This is a genomic window from Aquitalea magnusonii, from assembly GCF_002217795.2.
Classification (GTDB): domain Bacteria; phylum Pseudomonadota; class Gammaproteobacteria; order Burkholderiales; family Chromobacteriaceae; genus Aquitalea; species Aquitalea magnusonii_B.
This window is the reverse complement of sequence record NZ_AP018823.1, coordinates 3,036,127-3,052,948: the sequence shown is the minus strand read 5'-3', so window position 1 is coordinate 3,052,948 and position 16,822 is coordinate 3,036,127. Positions and strand designations below refer to the sequence as shown.

15 protein-coding genes are annotated in these 16,822 nt (G+C 61.0%); 9 read left to right on the top strand and 6 right to left on the bottom strand.

Going from position 1 to position 16,822, the window contains the following annotated elements:
• Nucleotides 1-49 precede the first annotated feature (49 nt).
• The 5 genes from gcvP (at nucleotide 50) to DLM_RS14505 (ending at nucleotide 9,286) form a co-directional block, all read left to right on the top strand.
• Complete coding sequence (gene gcvP / locus DLM_RS14525) at nucleotides 50-2,902, top strand: aminomethyl-transferring glycine dehydrogenase (protein ID WP_089084629.1); 2,853 nt, start codon at nucleotides 50-52, stop codon at nucleotides 2,900-2,902.
• A 319-nt stretch (nucleotides 2,903-3,221) separates the two neighbouring features.
• Nucleotides 3,222-5,240, top strand: coding sequence for a putative bifunctional diguanylate cyclase/phosphodiesterase (locus DLM_RS14520; RefSeq protein WP_231959860.1), 2,019 nt, complete (start codon nucleotides 3,222-3,224; stop codon nucleotides 5,238-5,240).
• A gap of 132 nt (nucleotides 5,241-5,372) precedes the next feature.
• Entirely contained in the window at nucleotides 5,373-6,956 is a 1,584-nt protein-coding gene (locus DLM_RS14515) for an ABC transporter substrate-binding protein (protein ID WP_089084688.1), read from the top strand.
• A gap of 204 nt (nucleotides 6,957-7,160) precedes the next feature.
• Entirely contained in the window at nucleotides 7,161-7,838 is a 678-nt protein-coding gene (locus DLM_RS14510) for a TetR/AcrR family transcriptional regulator (protein WP_089084630.1), read from the top strand.
• A gap of 170 nt (nucleotides 7,839-8,008) precedes the next feature.
• Nucleotides 8,009-9,286, top strand: coding sequence for an O-acetylhomoserine aminocarboxypropyltransferase/cysteine synthase family protein (locus DLM_RS14505; RefSeq protein ID WP_089084631.1), 1,278 nt, complete (start codon nucleotides 8,009-8,011; stop codon nucleotides 9,284-9,286).
• Between the two features lie 60 nt (nucleotides 9,287-9,346).
• Here the strand turns inward: DLM_RS14505 and DLM_RS14500 are convergent, their stop codons facing one another.
• The 3 genes from DLM_RS14500 to DLM_RS14490 all read right to left on the bottom strand — a co-directional run bounded on the left by DLM_RS14500 (nucleotide 9,347) and on the right by DLM_RS14490 (nucleotide 11,462).
• Nucleotides 9,347-9,805 carry a BLUF domain-containing protein gene (locus tag DLM_RS14500; protein WP_089084632.1) on the bottom strand — a complete coding sequence of 153 codons (459 nt, stop codon included), beginning with the start codon at nucleotides 9,803-9,805 and terminating at the stop codon, nucleotides 9,347-9,349.
• Nucleotides 9,806-9,938: 133 nt separating this feature from the next.
• Entirely contained in the window at nucleotides 9,939-10,886 is a 948-nt protein-coding gene (locus DLM_RS14495; protein WP_089084633.1) for a hypothetical protein, read from the bottom strand.
• A 3-nt stretch (nucleotides 10,887-10,889) separates the two neighbouring features.
• Complete coding sequence (locus tag DLM_RS14490) at nucleotides 10,890-11,462, bottom strand: LemA family protein (RefSeq protein ID WP_089084634.1); 573 nt, start codon at nucleotides 11,460-11,462, stop codon at nucleotides 10,890-10,892.
• Between the two features lie 113 nt (nucleotides 11,463-11,575).
• Here DLM_RS14490 and DLM_RS14485 point away from each other — a divergent pair, with 113 nt between their 5' ends.
• On the top strand, nucleotides 11,576-12,430 hold the full coding sequence (locus tag DLM_RS14485) for a Rossmann-like and DUF2520 domain-containing protein (protein WP_089084635.1): 855 nt from the start codon (nucleotides 11,576-11,578) through the stop codon (nucleotides 12,428-12,430).
• On the opposite strand, the gene pncB is transcribed toward DLM_RS14485, so the two are convergent.
• Genes pncB through DLM_RS14470 form a run of 3 tightly spaced genes read right to left on the bottom strand, consistent with a single transcriptional unit; the run spans nucleotide 12,416 to nucleotide 14,936 of the window.
• Nucleotides 12,416-13,642 (bottom strand): nicotinate phosphoribosyltransferase, encoded by a 1,227-nt coding sequence (gene pncB / locus DLM_RS14480; protein ID WP_089084636.1) that lies wholly within the window; start codon nucleotides 13,640-13,642, stop codon nucleotides 12,416-12,418. The genes DLM_RS14485 and pncB overlap by 15 nt on opposite strands.
• Nucleotides 13,643-13,653: 11 nt before the next feature.
• On the bottom strand, nucleotides 13,654-14,358 hold the full coding sequence (locus tag DLM_RS14475; RefSeq protein WP_089084637.1) for an SAM-dependent methyltransferase: 705 nt from the start codon (nucleotides 14,356-14,358) through the stop codon (nucleotides 13,654-13,656).
• Entirely contained in the window at nucleotides 14,358-14,936 is a 579-nt protein-coding gene (locus DLM_RS14470; protein WP_089084638.1) for a Maf family protein, read from the bottom strand. The genes DLM_RS14475 and DLM_RS14470 overlap by 1 nt, the downstream gene beginning before the upstream one ends.
• Before the next feature lie 59 nt (nucleotides 14,937-14,995).
• Between DLM_RS14470 and DLM_RS14465 the strand changes: the two genes are divergently transcribed.
• From DLM_RS14465 to plsX, 3 genes are all read left to right on the top strand, one after another.
• On the top strand, nucleotides 14,996-15,496 hold the full coding sequence (locus tag DLM_RS14465) for a YceD family protein (RefSeq protein WP_089084639.1): 501 nt from the start codon (nucleotides 14,996-14,998) through the stop codon (nucleotides 15,494-15,496).
• Between the two features lie 35 nt (nucleotides 15,497-15,531).
• Nucleotides 15,532-15,711 (top strand): 50S ribosomal protein L32, encoded by a 180-nt coding sequence (gene rpmF / locus DLM_RS14460; protein ID WP_045846169.1) that lies wholly within the window; start codon nucleotides 15,532-15,534, stop codon nucleotides 15,709-15,711.
• A gap of 68 nt (nucleotides 15,712-15,779) precedes the next feature.
• On the top strand, nucleotides 15,780-16,817 hold the full coding sequence (plsX, locus tag DLM_RS14455) for a phosphate acyltransferase PlsX (protein ID WP_089084640.1): 1,038 nt from the start codon (nucleotides 15,780-15,782) through the stop codon (nucleotides 16,815-16,817).
• The last annotated feature ends 5 nt before the right edge of the window (nucleotides 16,818-16,822 follow it).

The following is a 16,822-nucleotide window of genomic DNA, read 5'->3' as shown; positions in this document are numbered from 1 at the left end:
CGGGGCTTTTTCAGTTTCAGGCACAGCTCTTCATTACCGGACACCCACCATGACTCTTGCTTCCCTGTTTAACCGTAGCGAATTCATTGCCCGCCATATCGGCCCCTCCGATGCCGAGCGCAGCGAAATGCTGGCCGAAATCGGTGCCGCCTCGCTGGACGATCTGGTTGCCCAGACCCTGCCGGCCGACATCCGCCTGAACCGTGCGCTGGACCTGCCGTCCCCGGTGCCGGAAGCCGAAGCCCTGGCTGCGCTGAAAGAGGTGGCCAGCCGCAACATCGTCAACAAGTCTTTCATCGGCCTGGGTTATTACCCGGTGCTGACCCCCACCGTCATCCTGCGCAATGTGCTGGAAAATCCGGGCTGGTACACCGCTTACACCCCGTATCAGGCTGAAATCGCCCAGGGTCGTCTGGAAGCGCTGCTCAACTACCAGCAAATGGTGATGGACCTGACCGGTCTGGAAATGGCCAATGCCTCGCTGCTGGACGAAGCCACCGCCGCCGCCGAAGCCATGGCCATGGCGCGCCGTGTGTCCAAGAGCAAGTCCGCGCAGTTCTTTGTCGACAGCCGCGTGCTGCCGCAAACCCTGGACGTGATGAAAACCCGTGCCAAGTACTTCGGTTTCGAGCTGGTTTCCGGCCACCCGGAACAAGCCGGCAATGGCGACTACTTTGGCGCGCTGTTCCAGTATCCGGGTGAAGCGGGCGACCTGATCGACCTGACGCCCTACATTGCCGCCGTGAAAGCCAAGGGTGGTGTGGCCGTGGTGGCCGCCGACATCATGGCGCTGGTGGCGCTGAAGTCGCCGGCCGAAATGGGTGCCGACGTGGCCATTGGCAACACCCAGCGCTTTGGCGTGCCGATGGGCTATGGTGGCCCGCACGCTGCCTACTTTGCCTTCAAGGATGAAATGAAGCGCTCGGCACCGGGCCGCATCATCGGCGTGTCCGTGGATGCCAAGGGCAAGACAGCGCTGCGCATGGCGCTGCAAACCCGCGAGCAGCACATCCGCCGCGAAAAGGCCAACTCCAATATCTGTACCAGCCAGGTACTGCTGGCCAATATCGCCGGCATGTACGCGGTGTACCACGGTGCCGAAGGCGTCAAGCGCATTGCCAGCCGCATCCACCGTCTGGCCGCCATCTTCGCCCATGCGGTGACAAGCGCCGGTGGCAAGCTGGTATTCGACCGCTTCTACGACACCGTACAGGTGGAAGCGGCCAATGCCGACGCCATCTACGCCGCCGCCCTGGCTGCCGGTTATAACCTGCGTCGCGTGTCCGCCACCGTGCTGGGCGTGGCCTTCCACGAAGCGGCTACCGAGGCTGATCTGGCCACGCTGATCAAGCTGTTCACCGGCAAGGATGCCGACATCGCCGCGCTGGATGCCGCCGCTGCCGATGCCATCCCGGCCGGCCTCAAGCGCGAATCCGCCTTCTTCACCCACCCGGTGTTCAACACCCACCACAGCGAGCACGAGATGCTGCGCTACCTGAAGAAGCTGGAAAACCGCGACCTGGCGATGAATCACTCGATGATTTCGCTGGGCAGCTGCACCATGAAGCTGAATGCCACCAGCGAGATGATTCCCATCACCTGGCCGGAATTCGCCAATATGCACCCGTTTGCCCCGCGCGATCAGGCTGCCGGTTATCTGCAACTGATCGACGACCTGCAAACCCAGCTCAAAGCCATCACCGGTTTTGATGCCATTTCCATGCAGCCCAACTCCGGCGCGCAGGGCGAGTACGCCGGCCTGCTGGCCATCAGCCGTTACCACGAAGCGCGTGGCGAAGCGCAGCGCAATATCTGCCTGATTCCGCAATCGGCCCACGGTACCAACCCGGCCACCGCGCAGATGATGAACATGCAGGTGGTGGTGGTGAAGTGTGACGAATCCGGCAACGTCGACGTGGCCGACCTCAAGGCCAAGGCGGAGCAGCATTCGGCCAATCTGGCGGCACTGATGATTACCTATCCGTCCACCCACGGTGTGTTCGAACAGCCGATCCGCGAGATCTGCGACATCATCCACAGCCACGGTGGTCAGGTGTACATGGACGGTGCCAACCTGAACGCCCAGGTGGGCCTGTGCCGCCCGGCCGATATCGGTGCCGACGTGTCGCACATGAACCTGCACAAGACCTTCTGCATCCCGCACGGCGGTGGCGGCCCGGGCATGGGCCCCATCGGCCTGAAAGCCCATCTGGCCCCGTTCATGGCCAACCACGTGGTGGCGGAAGTGCCAGGTGCGCTTGCCGGTCAGACTGCGGTTTCCGCTGCGCCGTTCGGCTCGGCTTCCATCCTGCCCATCTCCTTCATGTATATCCGCATGATGGGTGCCGAGGGCATGAAGGCCGCCACCGAAAACGCCTTGCTGTCCGCCAACTACATGGCCAAGAAGCTGGGCGAGCATTTCCCTGTGCTGTATACCGGTGCCAATGGCCGTGTGGCGCACGAGTGCATCATCGACCTGCGCCCGCTCAAGGCCGCCAGCGGCGTGACCGAGGTGGACGTGGCCAAGCGCCTGATGGACTACGGCTTCCACGCTCCGACCATGAGCTTCCCGGTACCGGGCACGCTGATGATCGAGCCGACCGAATCCGAGCCCAAGGCCGAGCTGGACCGCTTCATTGCCGCCATGACCGCCATTCGTCAGGAAATCGACCAAGTGCAGAACGGCACCTGGCCGGCGGACAACAACCCGCTGCGCAATGCACCGCACAGCAAGGCTGACATCGCTGGCGACTGGGACCGTCCGTACAGCCGCGAAACCGGCCTGTTCCCGCTGCCTTATGTGCTGGAAAACAAGTTCTGGCCGAGTGTGAACCGTATCGATGACGTATACGGCGACCGCAATCTGGTGTGCAGCTGCCCCAGCACCGACAGTTATCTGTAAGCCAAGGCCGCCCGCCTGCGGGCCGGGCTGATGCCCTGAGCGCTGTTGCCAACCCCCGTCTGTGACGGGGGTTTTTCTTTTAATTCAATAGCATTTGCGCTTGAGCAAAGGCTCTAATCTGCGGCGTGGTTATAGTGGCGTCCGTGCGCTGGTCGCGCCAAGCTGCTTAAATCGTGAGCAGTCGTTAACGAAATAAGATTTATTTTAAGCTGATAGCTTAAAAAACGATGGATGATTGCTAGAATGAACGGCTAATTAATGGCAAATGGCAGTGTTGTCATGGCAGCTCTATTCATACTGGGGTAAGTCGAGAATCGATATGCAGCATGATGCAGTACCGTTTTCTGCGGAAACCATGGCGCGCTTTGCCTTGCTCGAAAGGCTGCGTCACCCGGTATGGGTGTTTGATATTGATGCGCGGCGCGTGTTCTGGGCCAACCAGTGCGCGCTGACGGTATGGGAGGCGGCCAGCCTGGAAGAGTTGTGCGCCCGCGATATGGGGCAGGACATGTCCGATTCCGTGGCGCGCCGGCTGCGGCAGTACCAAGCTGACTTCATCAGCCATGATGTGGCGTTTTCCGAAACCTGGACGCTCTACCCCAACGGCAATCCGCGCAGTCTGCAGGTGGTGTTCAGCGGCCTGCGGCATCAGGGCCGCATGCTGATGCTGTGCGAAGCCTTGGGCGAGTTGCAGGCCAATCCGGACACCCTGCGCAGCGCCGAGGCCCTGCTGCATTCCCCGGTTTTCATCACGCTTTATCAGGCCGATGGCCAGCCGCTGTACCGTAATCCCAGTGCGCGTGAACAGGTGCTGGACCCGGCCGAGCACTGGCAGGCGCGCTTTGTCGACCCGGCAGACCTGGCACTGCTGCAGCAGCAGCTTGAAGCACAGGGCAAAGGGCGGCTGGTGGCGCGGGTACTCACCCGTCAAGGAGAGCGCTGGCACGAAATCTCGGCCCGCCACTGCCGCGATGCCGCCTCTGGCGAACCGGCGTTGCTGGTCAGCGAAATGGATGTCAGCGAACTGAAGGAGGCCGAGGCCCGTGCCAGCCATCTGGCCATGCACGATATGCTGACCGGCTTGCCCAATCGCAATTTCGTCCAGCAGCATTACCCGGCCTTGCTGCAGCAGGCGCGAGAGCAAGGGCTGCAAGTAGCCTTGATGTGCATAGACCTGGACCGTTTCAAAAACATCAACGACAGTCTGGGCCATGGTTTTGGCGACTTGCTGCTGGTGCAGATGAGCGAGCGCCTGAAAACCCTGTTGCAGCCGGGACAGCAACTGGCGCGCCAGGGGGGAGACGAGTTCCTGCTGCTGCTGTCTGCACCCCAGGTCAAGGATGTGGCTGCCGGCATGGCGGCATCGATTGTGGAAACGCTGGGACGCCCGCTGTGGCTGCGCGGACAGGAGGTGCAACTGACGGCCTCGGTCGGCATCAGCCTGAGTGCCGATGGTGCCGACGATGTACAAAGTCATATGCGGCATGCTGATTTGGCCATGTACAGCGCCAAGGAGGCTGGCCGCAACGGCATCCATTTTTATGATGAGTCCATGGATGCGCGCGCCCGCTCACGGCTGGCGTTGGAGTACGAGATTCGCCGTGGTCTGGAAAACGGCGAATTCGAGGCCTTCTACCAGCCCCGTGTCGATTGCTTTACCGGCGAGATTGTCGGTGCCGAGGCGCTGGCGCGCTGGCGGCATCCCGAGCGTGGCCTGCTGTTTCCCGACAGCTTTATCCCGGCCTGCGAAGAAAGCGGCCTGATCCGCGAGCTGGACCGGCAGATTCTGGCGCAGGTGGCGCGCCAGTTGGCCTGCTGGCAGGGACAGGGCAGAATCTTGCAAGTGTCGGTCAATCTTTCGGCCAGTCAGTTTGCCGATCCGGAACTGTCCAGCGTCTTGCAGCAGATCCTGCAGCAAAGTGGCTGCCCGGCTGCCAGTATCGAGCTGGAAATCACCGAATCCCTGTTGCTGGCACATGACCAGCACACCCTGGAAACACTGGCCTCCCTGCAAGCCATGGGGTTTGCCATTGCCATCGACGATTTTGGCACCGGCTACTCCAACCTGGCTTATCTGCAAAACTACCCGCTCAATACCCTCAAGATCGACCGCTCCTTTATTTCCGGCCTGCCGCAACGTTCCGCCATTCCCGAGCTGATCACCAGCCTGTGCCGCATTCTCAAGCTGGCCATGGTGGCCGAAGGCGTGGAAACCCACGCTCAATTGGACTGGCTGCGCCAGCAAGGCTGCCAGCAGTACCAGGGCTATCTGTGCAGCCGGCCGCTGTCGCTGCGCCACTTCAACGAACTGCTGGAATACAGCACGGCTCCGGCCTGAGCCTTGCCGCCTGATAAGCAGGGTGAATAAGCTTAGCGGGAAAGCGTCATTCTATTTTGCCGCGTCTTCCCTTAAGCTGATGTCCAGCCGGGGCCCCGCATGATGGCGGCCTTCCCCCGCATGGAGATCAAGATGAACCTACGCCCCCTGTTGCCGGTCTTGCTGCTGGCCAGCCCGCTGGCGCTGGCTGCCAAGCCGCTTACCGTCTGTACCGATGCCAATCCCGAAGGCTTTGACGTGGTGCAGTACAACTCGCTGGTGACCACCAATGCCTCGGCCGATGTGCTGATGAACCGGCTGGTGGAATATGATGCCGTCTCACACAAGCTGCAGCCCGGTCTGGCCACTAGCTGGCAGGTTAGCGCTGATGGCCTGTCCTACACGTTCCGGCTGCGCCCCGGCGTGGCTTTCCACAGCACCGATTACTTCAAGCCCACGCGCAAGCTCAATGCCGATGACGTGGTGTTTACCTTCCAGCGCATGCTCAACCCCGAGCATCCTTGGTACAAGACCGCAGCCAACGGTTATCCGCATGCCCAGTCCATGCAACTGCCCAAGCTGATCAAGGCGGTCAGCAAGCTGGACGACAATACGGTGCGCTTTGAACTGAATTACCCGGAATCCACCTTTCTCTCCACGCTCAGCATGGGTTTTGCTTCCATCTATTCCGCCGAATACGCCGCCCAGTTGCAGGCTGCAGGCAAGCAGGCCGAGCTGAACAGCAAACCCATCGGCACCGGGCCTTTCATCCTGCGCAGCTTCCAGAAGGACAGCGTGGTGCGCTACCAGCCCAATCCGGCTTACTGGGGCGGCAAGGTCAAATTGCCCGCCCTGGTGTATGCCATTACCCCGGACGCCACGGTGCGGGTGCAAAAGCTGAAAGCCGGCGAGTGCCAACTGGCCCTGTCTGCCAAGCCGCAAGACGTCCTGGCAGTGCAGGGCGACAGCAAGATCCGCGTGCTGTCCACACCGGCCTTCATGACGGCCTTTGTTGCCATCAACAGCCAGCACAAGCCCTTTGACAATGTGCTGGTACGGCAGGCGGTCAACCTGGCCTTTGACAAGAACACCTATCTGAAAACCGTGTTCGATGGCACCGCCACCGCCGCCACCCTGCCGTATCCGCCCAATACCTGGAGCTACAACAAGAGCGTCAAACCCTATCCACAAGACCTGGCGCGCGCAAAGAAGCTGCTGGCCCAGGCTGGCTATCCCAACGGCTTTGACACCACGCTGTGGGTGCGCCCCAGCGGCAGCACGCTCAACCCCAACCCCAAGGCCGGGGCCGAACTGTTGCAGGCTGATCTGGCCAAGGTGGGCATCCGCGCCCAGATCAAGGTCATCGAATGGGGCGAGCTGATCAAGCGCGGCAAGGCGGGCGAGCATGACCTGCTGTTCATGGGCTGGGCCGGGGATAATGGCGACCCGGACAACTTCCTCACCCCGCAGTTCTCCTGCGCGGCCGTGCAGTCCGGCACCAACTTTGCCCGCTATTGCGACCCGAAACTGGACAAGCTGATTAGCGATGGCAAGAAAACCAGCGACTTTGCCCAGCGCAGCAAGTTGTACCTGCAGGCGCAAAAGCTGATCAGCGATCAGGCATTGTGGCTGCCGCTGGCCCATCCCACCGCCTATGTGCTGGAGCGCAAGGAAGTGGCCGGCTTTGCCGCCAACCCGTTTGGCCGCGTCAACTTTGCCACGGTGAATGTGCAGTAAAACCGCTCATCCAGCAAAGCCGTCCATCCCGCAGCAAAAAGGCAGCCTTGCGCTGCCTTTTTGCATGGACCGCAGGCCGGCTTGGCTTGCATGCTGTCGACAGCGGCGGCTTGCGGTATCATGTGCGGGTGTTTGTCGATCACAGACACAGCGGGTGCCGGGAACAGTCTGTCCCGGGGTTCCGCGCACCGGGAAGAACCTGCCATGAGTCGCAAAGAAAGCAAAAGTCCAACCTTTGACCGCATTGTCGAAGCCAGCCTGCAACTGTTCAACCAGCAGGGCGAGCGCAGCGTCACCACCAATCACATCGCGCGCTATCTGAATATCAGCACCGGCAATCTGTACTACCACTTTGCCTGCAAGGAAGACATCATCAACGAGCTGTACCGGCGTTACTCCAAGGGCATGGCCGATTACCTGAATGCCGCCGGTGAGTTGAGCGTGAATGCCTCGATCGAGGGGCTGGTGTCGCTGCTGGAAAAGGTATTGCGCCATCTGTGGACCTTCCGTTTCATCCCGCAGAGCATTTCCAGCCTGTTTTCGGTCAACCAGTCGCTGCAGGAAAGCTACAGCAAGATCGAAGCCGGGCTGATCAGCCGTGGCGTGGAAAAGCTGTTCTTCAAGCTGCGCGATCAGGGCATGCTGGAGGGGGATGACGTGCAGATCGGGTTTCTGGCGCGTAATTTCCAGTTGCTGCAAACCGGCTGGATTGCCCGTCCCGATATTGCCAAATGCCCGCAGGAAGCCCAGACCGTGGCACGCGAGGGCTGTCTGAGCCTGCTGTATTTCCTGGACCCCTATGTGTCCAGCCGTTTCCGGCAGCCTTTCGAGCGCGTGCTGGCCGGCATGGCACCGGCCCAGCCCCAGACCATGCCTGCCTAGGGTTGGCCATCTGCGCAGATCGCCTGCGTGGCCGGTGCTGGCACCGGCCATTTGTTTTTCCATGCCGGTTTTTTCATAAGCTTTGCAGGAAATCCGGCTTGGCTTCTGCTCTTGCTGCCGGTATGGTTAGGCCGATATGCAACAGGCGTAAAGCCGCAGGAGAGAAGAAGATGAAACTGGAAACCCTGGCCGTACACGGCGGCTACAGCCCGGACCCGACCACCAAGGCGGTGGCGGTGCCGCTGTATCAAACCACCAGCTATGCCTTTGACAGCACCCAGCACGGTGCTGATCTGTTCGATCTGAAAGTGCAGGGTAATATCTATACCCGCATCATGAATCCCACCACCGATGTGCTGGAAAAGCGCGTGGCTGCGCTGGAAGGCGGCATCGGTGCGCTGGCGGTGGCCTCCGGCATGGCGGCCATCAGCTATGCCATCCAGACCATTGCCGAGGCTGGCGACAACATCATTGCCACCAGCACGCTGTATGGCGGTACTTACAATCTGTTTGCCCACACCTTCCCGCAACTGGGCATCGAAGTGCGTTTCATCGACTACAAAGACCCGGCCTCCATCAGCAAGCTGGTGGATGACAAGACCAAGGCGGTGTTCTGCGAATCGGTGGGCAACCCGCTGGGCAATGTGGTGGACTTTGCCGCCTTTGCCCAGGAAGCCCACCAGCACGGCCTGCCGCTGATTGTCGACAATACCGTGCCGTCGCCTTATCTGTGCCGCCCCTTCGAGCATGGCGCGGATATCGTGGTACACAGCCTCACCAAATACCTGGGTGGCCACGGCACCAGCATTGGCGGCATCATTGTCGATTCCGGCAAATTCCCCTGGGGCGAGCATAAAGAGCGTTTTGTGCGCCTGAATACGCCGGATGTCAGCTATCACGGCGTGAACTATGTCGAGGCACTGGGCCCGGCAGCCTATATCGCCCGTGCCCGCGTGGTGCCGCTGCGCAATATGGGCGCCGCCATATCGCCCTTCAATGCCTTCCTGATCCTGCAAGGCATCGAAACCCTGGCCTTGCGCCTGGATCGCATCTGCGACAATGCGCTGAAGGTGGCCGAGCGCCTGCAGGCGCACCCGGCGGTGGAGTGGGTGGAATACGCCGCCTTGCCTTCCAGCCCCAACAAAGCCCTGGTGGACAAATACATGGGCGGGCGGGCTTCGGGCATTCTGTCCTTCGGCATCAAGGGTGGCATCGAGGCCGGTGGCCGCTTCATCGATGCGCTGCAACTGGTGACCCGTCTGGTGAATATCGGCGATGCCAAGAGCCTGGCTTGCCACCCGGCCTCCACCACCCACCGTCAGTTGTCGCCAGAGGAGCAGCTCAAGGCCGGGGTGCGTCCTGAGCTGATCCGCCTGTCCATCGGCATCGAGCATATCGATGACATTCTGGCGGATGTGGATCAGGCGCTGAAAGCGGCGGCCTTGTAAGCATTTTCTGCCGATGCAAAAAAGGCTGCCGGATGGCAGCCTTTTTTCTTGCCCGGCAAATCAGTGCCGGTGAACCACTTGCGGATTCTGGCCATTGGGCAGGTGGTGGTGCCACTTGCCGTTGATGAATTCCTGCACAAAACGCTTGGCGCGTTCGGCGTGGTCCAGCTCACCGTGTAGGGCGATATTGCTCAGGTGTACCGGGTGGCCCAGTTTGCGCGCCAGCTCTTCGGTATCCACAAACATCAGGGGTTGATCGGGAAAGCACGGTTCGTCCACGGTTTCGCGCGATAGCAGGGTCAGTTGCAAATGGTGCTGGTCGTGCTGGATGAAGTCGTACAGTTCATCCACCGCGGCTTCCTCGCCTTCCAGCATTTGCAGGAAGTCCTTGTTCATCAGCAACAGCAGACTGTTGATGCCCATGCGCTGGTTGCGTGCGCGGTAGCCGGCCAGCAGGCCATGCAGCTCCTGCACGGAATAGGCAGGGTTGAGGGCGCTGGAATAAATCAGGCGGATCATGGTGGTCTCCCGGCGCTATGGCGCTCTTGTGCTAGCAGTCATTATCGGCGGCTGGCGACTCAGGCTGTTTCACTCAGGCTGTTTCCATGATAAGTGGAATTTTCCTGGCCTGCATCATGCCTTGCAAACCGTTTCAGTTGGCGCTGGTGCCATGCAGCCAGGCCAGCAAGCTCAACAGCGCGGCCAGCGCATGCAGCCAGGCACGCCAGCGGTAGCTGCGGGCCACGGCTTGTGGCGTCAGGGTGTTGATCAGAAATGGCTTGCCGTCATCCGGTCTGCGTACATGCAGGGTGGCGGGGGTGCTGGCCAGTTGCCGGTGTAACTGGCTCACCTCGCGTTCGGCCGCGGCGCGAACCAGCAGCCATTCCTGTTCGCTGATCTGCCCGCTGCCGTCCAGATCAAAACGGCGCAGCAAGGCGGGCTGGTCCCGTTTCCACTCGCTTAATTTGGCACCGACATCCTGGCGGAATGCCTGCTGGTCGGGCCGCACGCCGCCGTGGCTGCTCAACTGGCCCAGTACGTAGAGCGGGTCGCCTTCGTCTATCCATTCCTCCACCAGCGTTTCTCTGCCTTCCTGCCAGCTTTCGCGGTGCGGTGACTGCACCTCGGCACCTTCGGGATGGATGATCACCGTCTGTTTGCCATCTTGCAGCACAAAGGACTGCTCGCTGCATTCCGGGCGTGAGAGCAGGCTGGCACTGTCCAGCGCAAGCGGCTCAAGCACGCCATCCTGGCTGCCGGCTTGTCGCTCATGGTGATAACGCCAGCAGCGATACCAGACGCAACGCCGTCCGGAGTAGGGGCTGTAGTTGACCGCGCTTTCATGATTGGCGGCCACGCCATAAAGCTCGACATGGCCCAGCGCGGCACTCGCCGCGCGGGCCGTGGGCGTGTCGGCAATCAGGCGGTAGCGCCGGTAGTTCAGCCACCAGCCAATCAGCCCGCAGGCCAGCATGGCGGGCAGCAGGATGTGCTGGAAGGCCGGCAGGCCCAGCTTGAAGCCGGCAATGCCCAGCAGCAGGTAGAGGCCAAAGGCCATCCAGCCATTGCGTGTCCATTGCCAGCTCAACCACTGCTGCATGGCTCAGTCCTGACGGAACAGTCGCGCCAGATCGACATCGCGCTTTTCCGCCGCGTTGAACTGCAAGGGGCGGGCGGCTGGGAAGTTGAACAGGCGGGCGATGAGCACATCGGGAAACTGCTCGATGCGCACATTATTGAGATTGACGGCATCGTTATACAGCTCGCGCCGATCCGCGATGGTGTCTTCCAACTGGCTGATGCGCTCGGCCAGATGCGAGAATTGCTGGTCAGCCTTCAATTCCGGGTAGGCTTCAGCCACGGCCAGCACCTGGCCGATCAGGCCGCGCAGCTTGCCTTCTTCGTGGCCCAGTCCTTCCATATTGCGGCTTTGGGCATATTGCGCCACGGCGGAGCGCGCCTCCATCACCCGGCTGAGGGTTTGCTGTTCGAACTGGGCGTACTGCTTGCATACCTCCACCAGCTTGGGCAGTTCATCGTGGCGCTGCTTGAGCAGCACGTCGATATTGGCCCAGCAGCGGGCTACAGCGTGCTTGAGGTTGACCAGTGCGTTGTACAGGGTGACGAAATACAGCAGGACAATGGCGATGATGCCAAAGAAGATCACCAGCTTCATGATGCGGACTCCCCCGGGGGCTGCTGTGGTGGCGGGTAAAATATTGTTAAGCAGGATTATTCTAGCGGCATCGTCAGATATGCCGCCAGCGGTATCAAGAAAGAGGATGGGTAATGCAGAGACTCAACATTATAGGAACCGGCAAGCTGGGACGTACGCTGGGTCGCCTGGCGGCCAGCAGCGGTCAATACCGGGTGCAGGACTGTCTGGCCCGCAGCACGGCATCGGCACAGGCGGCGGTGGACTTTATCGGCGCAGGCAGGGCATGTCAGCACGTGGCGGCCTTGCAGCCGGCGGCGCTGATCTTGCTGTCGGTGCCGGACGATGCCATTGCCGCCACGGCGCAGGCGTTGGCTGACGGTGAGGTGATCGCCGCCGGGACGGTGGTGTTTCACGCCAGCGGCGCGGCGGAGGCGGAAATCCTGGCACCCTTGCGTGAGGTGGGGGCGCATGTGGCCAGCCTGCATCCGGCGTTTTCCTTTGCCGATCCTGAGCGGGCGGTGCAACAGTTTGCCGGCACCTTGTGCGCGCTGGAAGGCGATGCGGCAGCGCTGCCCTTGTTGCAGGATTTTGCCGCGGCCATTGGCGCGCGTCCGTTTGCACTGGCACCCGGTGGCAAGGCGGCCTATCACGCCGCCTTGTCGGTAGCGTCCAATTATCTGGTGACGCTGACCGACATCGCCAGTCAACTGGCACGACAGGGCGGTGTGGATGAGCAGTTATTGCCAGCGCTGCTGGGGCCGCTGATGCAGGGCAGTCTGGCCAATGCGCTGAACATGGGGTCGCAGCCGGCGCTGACCGGCCCCATCGTGCGCGGCGATGCCGCCACCGTGGCGCGCCATCTGGCGGTATTGCCGCAGGCGTTGCAGCCGGTCTACCGGATGCTGGGCGAGCGCACGGTGGCACTGGCGGGGGAGCGTCTGCCTGAGGTGGCGCGGCAGACGCTGCTGGCCTTATTGCGCGACTGAATCCGCTGCCGGCGCTGCCACCTTGAATACCTGGCGCAGGTAGGCGAGGAAGGTTTGGTCGCTGCACATGGTCTTGCCTGGGCTGTCGGATAATTTGGCTACCGGCTGGCCATTGCAGCTCACCAGCTTCAGCACGATCTGCAGTGGCTCCAGCCCCATGTCATTGGTGAAGTGGGTGCCAATGCCAAAGCTCACCTGAATGTGCGGGCTGTAGCGGCGGTGCAGTTCCAGCGCACGGTCCACGCTCAGCCCATCGCTGAAGGTGAGCATCTTGGTGGCCGGATCGATGCGCAGCTTGCGGTAATGGGCAATCGCCTTGTCTGCCCATTCCACCGCGTCACCGCTGTCGTGACGCAGGCCATCGAACAGCTTGGCAAAGTACAAGTCGAAATCGGCCAGAAAGGCATCCATGCACACCACGTCGGTGAGGGCGATGCCCAGGTCGCCGCGGTATTCCTGCACCCAGGCTTCCAGCGCCGCATTCTGGAAGTCACGCAGCCGCACCCCCAGCGCCTGGAAGGCCTGAAAGAATTCATGCGCCATGGTGCCGATGGGGGTAATGCCCAGTTTCCACGCCAGCCAGACATTGCTGGTGCCACGGAAAATCTTGGGCAGGGCGGCATTGAGTTGTTCCACTACCTGTTGCTGCCATTCGCGGCTGAAGCGGCGGCGGGTGCCGAAGTCGGAAATCAGCAAGGGAAAGCGCTGGCTGGCGCTTTCTTCCGCCTCGAAGCGCAGCAGGGTGGCAATCTTGGCGTCCAGCCGCCGTTGGCCTTCTTCACGGATTTGCGGCGTGTCCAGGCGGCGGAAGTACAGCTCGTTGACGATGGCCAGCACGAAAATCTCGAAGAACATGGCCTGCACCAGCGGTCCTTCGATATGAATGTTCAGCGCATCGCCATCGCACTCCACCCGGATAAAGCGCCGCTGCAGGTGGAACAGTTCCAGGTAATCGACAAAATCACTCTTGATGAAGCGCAGGCTGCGCAGATAAGCCAGCTCCGGCTGGGTGAATTGCAACTGGCACAGCCAGTCCAGTTGGGCTTCCACTTCCTTGTGCAATTGCGATAGCGGGAAGTCCGGCTGGTTGCGGCAGCGGAATTCATATTGCCCGTAAGCCGCCGGGAACTGGTGCAGGATGGCCTGCAGCATGGTGAATTTGTACAGATCGGTATCCAGCAGCGAATGGATCAGTGGCGGCAGCTTGGGCATGGTATGGGCTTTCAGGCAGCGTGCAGGATGAAAATGGCCGGGCGCTTGTGGAAATCCGGCGCAGCTTGCGGCCAGTCTTTTACCAGGCGGCTGACAATGGTTTCCGTCGGCAGGGTCAGGTCGCAAGCCACGGCCAGCCGGGTGGTGGGGGCCAGTGTCTCACGCAATTGCTGCAGCAGCGCGTTGTTGCGGTAAGGCGTTTCAATGAACACCTGGGTTTCATTGCGCTGGCGCGAGCGTTGCTCCAGTTCCTTCACCACTTTGGCCTTTTCAGCCGCATCCACCGGCAGGTAGCCGTGGAAGGCAAAGCACTGGCCATTGGCTCCGGAGGCCATCAGCGCCAGCAAAATGGAAGAAGGGCCGATCAGCGGTGCCACGCGGATGCCGCGCTCGTGCGCCAGTGCCACCAGTTGCGCGCCGGGGTCGGCTACCGCCGGGCAGCCGGCTTCGGAGATCAGGCCCACGTCTTCACCCGCCAGCAGCGGCGCAAGCAGGGCGGTGACATCGGCTGGCTTGGTGTGTTCGTTGAGCGTGCTCATCGCCAGCTCGCGAATGGGCGTGCTGACGCCCAGCGCCTTGAGGTGCTTGCGCGCGGTTTTTTCCGCTTCCACCACAAAGTGGCGGATATGCAGCACCTTGGCCGCTTCGCTGGCAGGCAGCCAGGCAATGCTTTCGTCGCCCAGCGGGGCGGGAATCAGAAACAGGGTGCCGGCCATTACAGAATCTCCACGCCTTCGGCATTCAACATGCTGATAAGTTGGAACAGCGGCACGCCGATCAGGGCGTTCGGGTCGTCCGACTCCACCTTTTCCAGCAGGGCGCCGCCCAGGCCTTCACTCTTGGCGCTGCCCGCGCAGTGCAGGGCGTCCGGCTCGCGCGTCAGGTAATTGCGAATCTGCTGCTCGGTGAGCTGACGCAAGGTCACGCGGGTGATGCCCACGGTTTCCTGCAAACGCCCGCTGGCAGTGTTATACAGCGCCAACGCCGAGTGGAACACCACGGTGCGGCCGCTCATCCACTGCAACATGGCCACGCCGTTTTCAAACGAGCCGGGTTTGCCGATTTGCTGGCCATCGAGCAGGGCAACCTGATCTGAGCCGATGATCAGGGCATTCGGGTAGTCAGCCGCCAGCGACTGGGCCTTGCTGCGCGCCAGGCGCACGGCAGTGTCCAGCGCGCTTTCGCCGGGCAGCGGGGTTTCGTCGCAGACGGGCGGCACGGCGGTGAAGGGCAGCCCGAGGCGGGCGATGATTTCCTGCCGGTAGCGGGAGGTGGAAGCCAGGATGATCTGCATGGTGGTATTGCTTGATTATTTTGACAAATCAGGGAGGCGGATTATATCATGCTGGGTTTATGTCTAACCCGATTTTGATCGACCCGCTCAAGTTCGCCCGTGAGGGCCGCGTTCTGACCGGCAAACTGCCCGTCAGCACCCTGGACGAGCGTGTGCATAGCGACCTGTCCGATACCTCCGGCTTGGTGGAATACACCCTGGAAGGTTTTCGTGATGGCTCGTCCCGCCTTTCCCTGCGCCTGCAGGTGAAAGCCAGTGTTGCGGTAAGCTGCCAGCGTTGTCTGGAAGTGATGCCGTTCGAGGTGAATACCGATTCGGTGGTCACCTTGTTCACCCGGCAGGAAAAGCTGGATGAAGCCTGCGAGCTGGACGAAACGCTGGATGCCATTCTCGCGCCGGAAGAGCTTGATGTGGTGGCAATGATCGAAGACGAAATCATCATGGGCTTGCCGCTTTCGCCGAAACACGACGAATGCGGTTCGGAAGCTCTGACACGTGCCAAGGCTGACAAGCCCAATCCGTTTGCGGTGCTGGCCACGTTGAAGATCTCCAAGTCTTGAGTTATCAATACACGCGATTTTCCTAGGAGTCGAACATGGCTGTTCAACAGAACAAAAAGTCCCCGTCCAAGCGCGGCATGCATCGTGCCCACGATTTTCTGACCGCTCCGTCGCTGGCCAAAGAGCCGACGACCGGTGAAACCCACCTGCGTCACCACATCAGCCCGAACGGCTTCTACCGTGGTCGCAAGGTTGTTGCTACCAAAGGCGAATAATTCGTCCTTTTTCACCCAATACTTACCTTTTGTATAAAAACAGGTAGGTTTCACTACCGTACACGTTGATGACTATCACCGTCGCGGTTGATGCAATGGGCGGTGACGTTGGCCTCAAGGTCACCGTCCCAGCATCGATCCAATTCCTGCAAGACCATCCCAACACCAATCTGATTCTTGTCGGAGACCAGGCAGCCATCGAGGCTGAATTGTCCCGTCATCCGGGTGTTGCGCGTTCGCGCGTCCGTATCCAGCATGCCACGCAAGTGGTGGGCATGGACGAGTCGCCGCAGCTCGCCCTGAAGAACAAGAAAGATTCGTCCATGCGGGTGGCAATCAATCTGGTGAAGGAAGGCGAGGCGCAAGCCGCCGTGTCCGCCGGCAATACCGGCGCACTGATGGCTACCGCACGCTTTGTCCTCAAAACCATTCCGGGCATCGAACGACCGGCCATCGCCAAGATGATGCCGTCCGTCAAGGGCAGCACCTGCATGCTGGACCTGGGCGCCAATGTCGATTGCACGCCAGAACAACTCATGCAGTTCGGCATCATGGGTTCGGAGCTGGTTTCCAGCATTACCGGCAATGCCAATCCGCGCGTCGGGCTGCTCAATATCGGTTCGGAAGACATCAAGGGTAACGACAGCGTCAAGCGCGCCGGCGAATACCTGCGTCAGTCCGAGCTGAACTTCATCGGCAATGTCGAAGGCAACGACGTCTACAAAGGCACGGTAGATGTGGTAGTCTGCGACGGTTTTACCGGCAATGTGGCGCTCAAGTCGGCTGAGGGGCTGGCGCACATGATTGCCTCTTTCCTGCGGCAGGAATTCACCCGCAACTGGTGGACCCGCCTGTGCGCGCTGGCAGCCATGCCGGTGCTCAATCAGTTCCGCAAACGTGTCGACCCCCGTCGCTACAACGGTGCCAGCTTGCTGGGCCTGCGTGGCATCGTGGTGAAAAGTCATGGTGGAACCGATGCCGTAGGATTCCGTTTCGCGCTGGAACAGGCTTGCGAGGAAGCCGGCTCCGACGTGATTGGTCATATTACCGACCGGGTTGCCCACCAATTAAACAATCTCAAGCAAGCCGAGCCGGAAGCGAACTGATTAAT